We start from the raw sequence: 4,644 nt of genomic DNA, 5'->3' as shown, positions 1-4,644 counted from the left end.
TACGGTCCTCATAGGCGACTTTCGCCGCCGCCTGCATCAAAATCCCGCGCCAAGTCCCTTCAGTCTCCACTTGGTCGCCTGATCCCAATTCTTGCCCAGCCTGTTCGCTTCACCCGGGCTACGATCGAATCCATCACCACCCCGCACTGATGCCGCCGTCCACCGTGTAGATCACGCCCGACGTATAACCCGCGCGGTCGGACGCGAGGAAAGCCATGAGGTCGGCGATCTCGCGCGCGTGGGCGGGGCGGCCGAGCGGCAGGCTCTTCTGGAATTCCTTGTAGCGGTTCTCGTCGCCGAACTGATGTTTGGCGCGGGTCTTGAGCAGCGTGACATGACGGTCGGTGCCGACGGGACCGGGATTGATGCCGACGACGCGGATATTGTCGGCGAGACTCTTGCCGCCGAGCGCGCGGGTCAGCGCCATCAGCGCGGCGTTGCCGGCGCTTCCGGCGATGTAGTTGGCATCGAACTTCTCGCCGGCGGCGCCGATGTCATTGATGATCACGCCACCGCCGCGGGCCTTCATCTGCGCGTAGATCGCGCGGGTGAGGTTGATATAGCCGAACACCTTGAGTTCCCAGGCGTGCCGCCAGGTCGCCTCATCGATCTTGTCGATCGAGCCGCCGGGGATATCGCCGGCGTTGTTGACGAGGATGTCGATATCGGCAGCCTCTCTTGCCAATCGCGTCAGATCCTCCGGCTTGCGCAGGTCGACGACGGATGTGGCGGCATCGATCTGGTGGACCGAGCGCAGGCGGTCGGCCAGCGCCTTCAACTGGTCGCCGCTGCGGGCGGCCAGCAGCAGATGGCAGCCTTCCTCGGCAAAGGCCTCGGCGGCGGCCGCGCCGATGCCCTTGGAGGCGCCGGTGATCAAGACGCGCTTGCCGCGCAGATGCAGGTCCATGGCAATACTCGCTGTGCTGGAGAGGATTGGAAAAAGTCGGCGAAATTGGTAGGCGGCAGGTGGGACGGCGGTCAACATTGCACTGCAGCGTTGCGCCAAGGCGAAGTTTGGTCCATTGCAGGGCTCGAGAATAGACGGCGCCTCAAGCCGGGCAAATCACAAGGGTGTTCTTCATGGCCAACGCAAAGAAACAGTATCGGATCGCGGTCATTCCCGGCGACGGCATCGGCAAGGAAGTCATGCCCGAAGGCTTGCGCGTGCTCGAGGCCGCCGCGAAGAAACATGGCGTTGCCGTGCAGTTCGACCATTTCGATTTCGCCTCTTACGACTATTACGCGAAGCACGGCCAGATGATGCCTGACGATTGGAAGGAGAAGATCGGCAAGCACGACGCGATCTATTTCGGCGCGGTCGGCTGGCCGGCCAAGATTCCGGATCATGTCTCGCTGTGGGGCTCGCTGATCAAGTTCCGGCGTGAGTTCGACCAATACGTCAACCTGCGCCCGGTGCGGCTGATGCCGGGCGTGCCGTCGCCGCTCGCGAACCGCAAGCCCGGCGATATCGACTTCTGGGTGGTGCGCGAGAACACCGAAGGCGAATACTCATCGGTCGGCGGCCGGATGTTCCCGGACACCGAGCGCGAGTTCGTGACGCAGCAGACGGTGATGACGCGCATCGGCGTCGACCGCATCCTGAAATTCGCCTTCGATCTGGCGCAGTCGCGGCCGAAGAAGCATCTGACTTCGGCGACCAAGTCGAACGGCATCTCCATCACCATGCCCTATTGGGACGAGCGCGTGGAGGCGATGGCCAAGACCTATCCGTCGGTGAAGTGGGACAAGTACCACATCGACATCCTGACCGCGAACTTCGTGCTGCATCCGGACTGGTTCGACGTCGTGGTCGGCTCCAATTTGTTCGGGGATATCCTCTCCGATCTCGGCCCGGCCTGCACCGGCACCATCGGCATTGCGCCGTCGGGCAATATCAATCCGGAAGGCGATTTCCCGTCGGTGTTCGAGCCGGTGCACGGCTCGGCGCCCGATATCGCAGGGCAGGGCATCGCCAATCCGATCGGCATGATCTGGTCGGGCGCGATGATGATGGAGCATCTCGGCGAGAAGCAGGCGGCGGATGCGGTGGTCGGCGCGATCGAGCGCACGCTTGCCGAACGCACGCTCCGCACCCGCGACCTCGGCGGCAATGCCGACACGGAGACTTGCGGCAAGGCGGTCGCTGAGATGGTGGATTGAGCTGGCTCCTCATGGTGAGGAGGCGCGTCTTCGCGCCGTCTCGAACCATGAGGCCCCGATCTCGCCTGCGGCCCATCCTTCGAGACGCCGCTGTGCGGCTCCTCAGGATGAGGGCGGAGTGTGCGGGAGCCTCGTAGGGTGGGCAAAGCGAAGCGTGCCCACCGTCAAGAGCGTCGCAAGGAATGGTGGGCACGCTTCGCTTTGCCCACCCTACGACTTCACGATGCGCCGGCAATGCTCCCACGCTGCTTGCAGGAGGTTCTCGCTGGCCTCCGGCGTGCGGAAGGCGGAATGCGCCGAGAGCGTCACGTTCGGCAGTTTCGTCAGCGGATGATCGGCGGGCAGCGGCTCGACGGTGAAGACATCGAGGCCGGCGTGGCGGATGTGGCCTGACTTCAGCGCATCGATCATCGCGGCTTCGTCGACGATGGCGGCGCGGGCGGTGTTGACGAAGATGACGCCCGGCTTCATCGCGGCGATGCGCTCGCGGGTGATGAAGCCCCTCGTGTCGTCGTTGAGCAGAAGATGCAGCGACACGACATGGCTCTGCGCGAGCAGCGTGTCGAGATCGACGAAGTCGACGCCCGGATAGCTCTTCGGCGAGCGGTTCCAGGCGATCACGCGCATTCCCGATCCGAGCGCGATGCGTGCGACTTCAGCCGCGATGCCACCGAAGCCGATCAGGCCGAGCGTCTTGCCGGTGAGCTGCATGCCGTCCTCACGCAGCCAATTGCCGGCGCGCATCTCGCGGTCCATCTGTGCCAGCACGCGCGCGGAGGCCCACATCAGCGCAACAGCGGATTCCGCCACGGCGGTGTCGCCATAGCCCTTGATCAGATGCACGGAGATGCCGAGCTCGGCGAGCTCCTCCGGATTCATGTAGCTGCGCGCGCCGGTGCCGAGGAACACAACGTGCTTGAGCCCGGTGCATTGCTTCGCGATGTCGGTCGGCAGCGCGGTGTGGTCGATGACGGCGATCTCGGCGCCGTCGAGCACTTTTGGCAGTTGGTCGGAAGTGACGTCCGGATCGCGGTGCACGCGCACCTCGGGGTCGCCGGGTTTTTCCAGCCGCTCGAAGATCACCGCAAGCGATTCATTGGCGTCGACAAAAACCCCGCGCACAGCACTTCTCCGTCTTGCTTGGTGGACCGATCAGGACGCGACGCCGGCGAGCGCCAGCACTGTATGCATCAGCACGTTGGCGCCGGCGGCGCAATCGGGTTGGGTTGCGTCCTCGAGCTCGTTGTGGCTGATGCCGTCCTTGCAGGGCACGAACACCATTGCCGCCGGCATCACCGCGTTGAGGTTGCAGGCGTCGTGGCCGGCGCCCGAGGTGATGCGCCGGTGCGAATAGCCGAGTTGCTTCGCGGCGTTCTCGACGGCATCGACCAGCTTGGGATCGAAATGCGTCGGCGGCTTGCGCCAGACCAGGTCGAGCGTGACCTCGACCTTGCGTCGCGCCGCGATCTCGGCAATGGCTGCGCGCAGGTCCTTGTCCAGCGCGTCCATGATGGCGGCATCGGCGCTGCGGCAGTCGAGGGTGAAGGCGATCTCGCCGGGAATGACGTTGCGCGAGGGATTTGCGATCACGGCTTCACCGATGGTGCCGACCGCGTTCGGCCCGTGCTTCCTGGCGATGCTCTCCATTGCCAGCACGATCTCCGACAACGTCGCCAGCGCGTCGCGTCGCAGCGGCATCGGCGTCGAGCCGGCATGGCTCTCGAAGCCGGTGATCTTGCCGTCGTACCACAAGACGCCCTGGCCGGAATCGACCACGCCGATGGTCTTGTTCTCGGCTTCCAGGATCGGGCCCTGCTCGATATGCAACTCGACGAAGCCCGAGAATTTTTGCGTGCCGACCGGCGTCGTGCCGCGATAACCGATGCTGTCAAGCGCCTCGCCGACCGTGACGCCCTCGGCATCCCTGCGCGACAGGATGTCGTCAGTGGTGAAATCGCCGACATAGGCGGCGGAGGCCATCATTGCCGGTGCGAAGCGCGAGCCCTCTTCATTGGTCCAGTTGCAGATGCAGATCGGCATCTCGGTCTCGATGCCGGCATCGTTGAGCGTGCGCACGACTTCGAGCGCGGCCAGAGTGCCAAGTACGCCGTCATATTTGCCGCCGGTCGGCTGGGTGTCGAGATGCGAGCCGAGCCCGATCGGCGGCTTCGACATGTCGCGGCCCTTGCGCAGGCCGAACATCGAGCCGAGCGCGTCGACGTGAACCTCCAAGCCTGCGTCCTCGCAGGCCTTGCGGAACCAGTCGCGCACCTGCTTATCCTCGGCGCTCAAGGTCAGCCGCCGCACGCCGCCTTTCGGCGTCGCGCCGAATTTGGCGGTTTCGTGAATCGTGCCCCAGAGGCGGGCGGAATCGATCTGCAGGTTGGATGCGGCTCGGCTCATGCGCTTGTTACCTTTTCGCAGTCATTCCGGGGCGCCCGAAGGGCGAACCCGGAATCTCGAGATTCCGGGTTCGATGCTAAC

Annotated in this window: 4 protein-coding genes; 1 reads left to right on the top strand and 3 read right to left on the bottom strand. The window is 64.6% G+C overall.

The genetic code is table 11. The features are described 5' to 3' along the window. Positions 1–133: 133 nt before the first annotated feature. A complete protein-coding gene (locus tag CWO89_RS40955) occupies positions 134–907 on the bottom strand; it encodes an SDR family oxidoreductase (RefSeq protein ID WP_130583928.1) in 774 nt (257 codons plus the stop codon). Positions 908–1,080: 173 nt separating this feature from the next. Here CWO89_RS40955 and CWO89_RS40950 point away from each other — a divergent pair, with 173 nt between their 5' ends. Further along, positions 1,081–2,160: a tartrate dehydrogenase gene (locus CWO89_RS40950; RefSeq protein ID WP_130583927.1), complete on the top strand. Its 1,080-nt coding sequence runs from the start codon at positions 1,081–1,083 to the stop codon at positions 2,158–2,160. A 210-nt stretch (positions 2,161–2,370) separates the two neighbouring features. Here CWO89_RS40950 and CWO89_RS40945 read toward each other — a convergent pair whose 3' ends face one another. Together CWO89_RS40945 and CWO89_RS40940 are read right to left on the bottom strand one after the other, a co-directional pair. Beyond that, a complete protein-coding gene (locus tag CWO89_RS40945; RefSeq protein WP_130583926.1) occupies positions 2,371–3,282 on the bottom strand; it encodes an NAD(P)-dependent oxidoreductase in 912 nt (303 codons plus the stop codon). A gap of 30 nt (positions 3,283–3,312) precedes the next feature. After that, a complete protein-coding gene (locus CWO89_RS40940) occupies positions 3,313–4,563 on the bottom strand; it encodes a Zn-dependent hydrolase (protein WP_130583925.1) in 1,251 nt (416 codons plus the stop codon). Positions 4,564–4,644 lie beyond the last annotated feature (81 nt).

This window comes from Bradyrhizobium sp. Leo170, assembly GCF_004296405.1.
Lineage (GTDB): Bacteria > Pseudomonadota > Alphaproteobacteria > Rhizobiales > Xanthobacteraceae > Bradyrhizobium.
This window is presented reverse-complemented; position numbering and strand designations above follow the sequence as displayed.

What these genes read in the sequence shown, in the direction of transcription:
- CWO89_RS40955 (WP_130583928.1), bottom strand. Translation starts at nt 907, where the DNA reads ATGGACCTGCATCTGCGCGGCAAGCGCGTCTTGATCACCGGCGCCTCC.
- CWO89_RS40950 (WP_130583927.1), top strand. Translation starts at nt 1,081, where the DNA reads ATGGCCAACGCAAAGAAACAGTATCGGATCGCGGTCATTCCCGGCGAC.
- CWO89_RS40940 (WP_130583925.1), bottom strand. Translation starts at nt 4,563, where the DNA reads ATGAGCCGAGCCGCATCCAACCTGCAGATCGATTCCGCCCGCCTCTGG.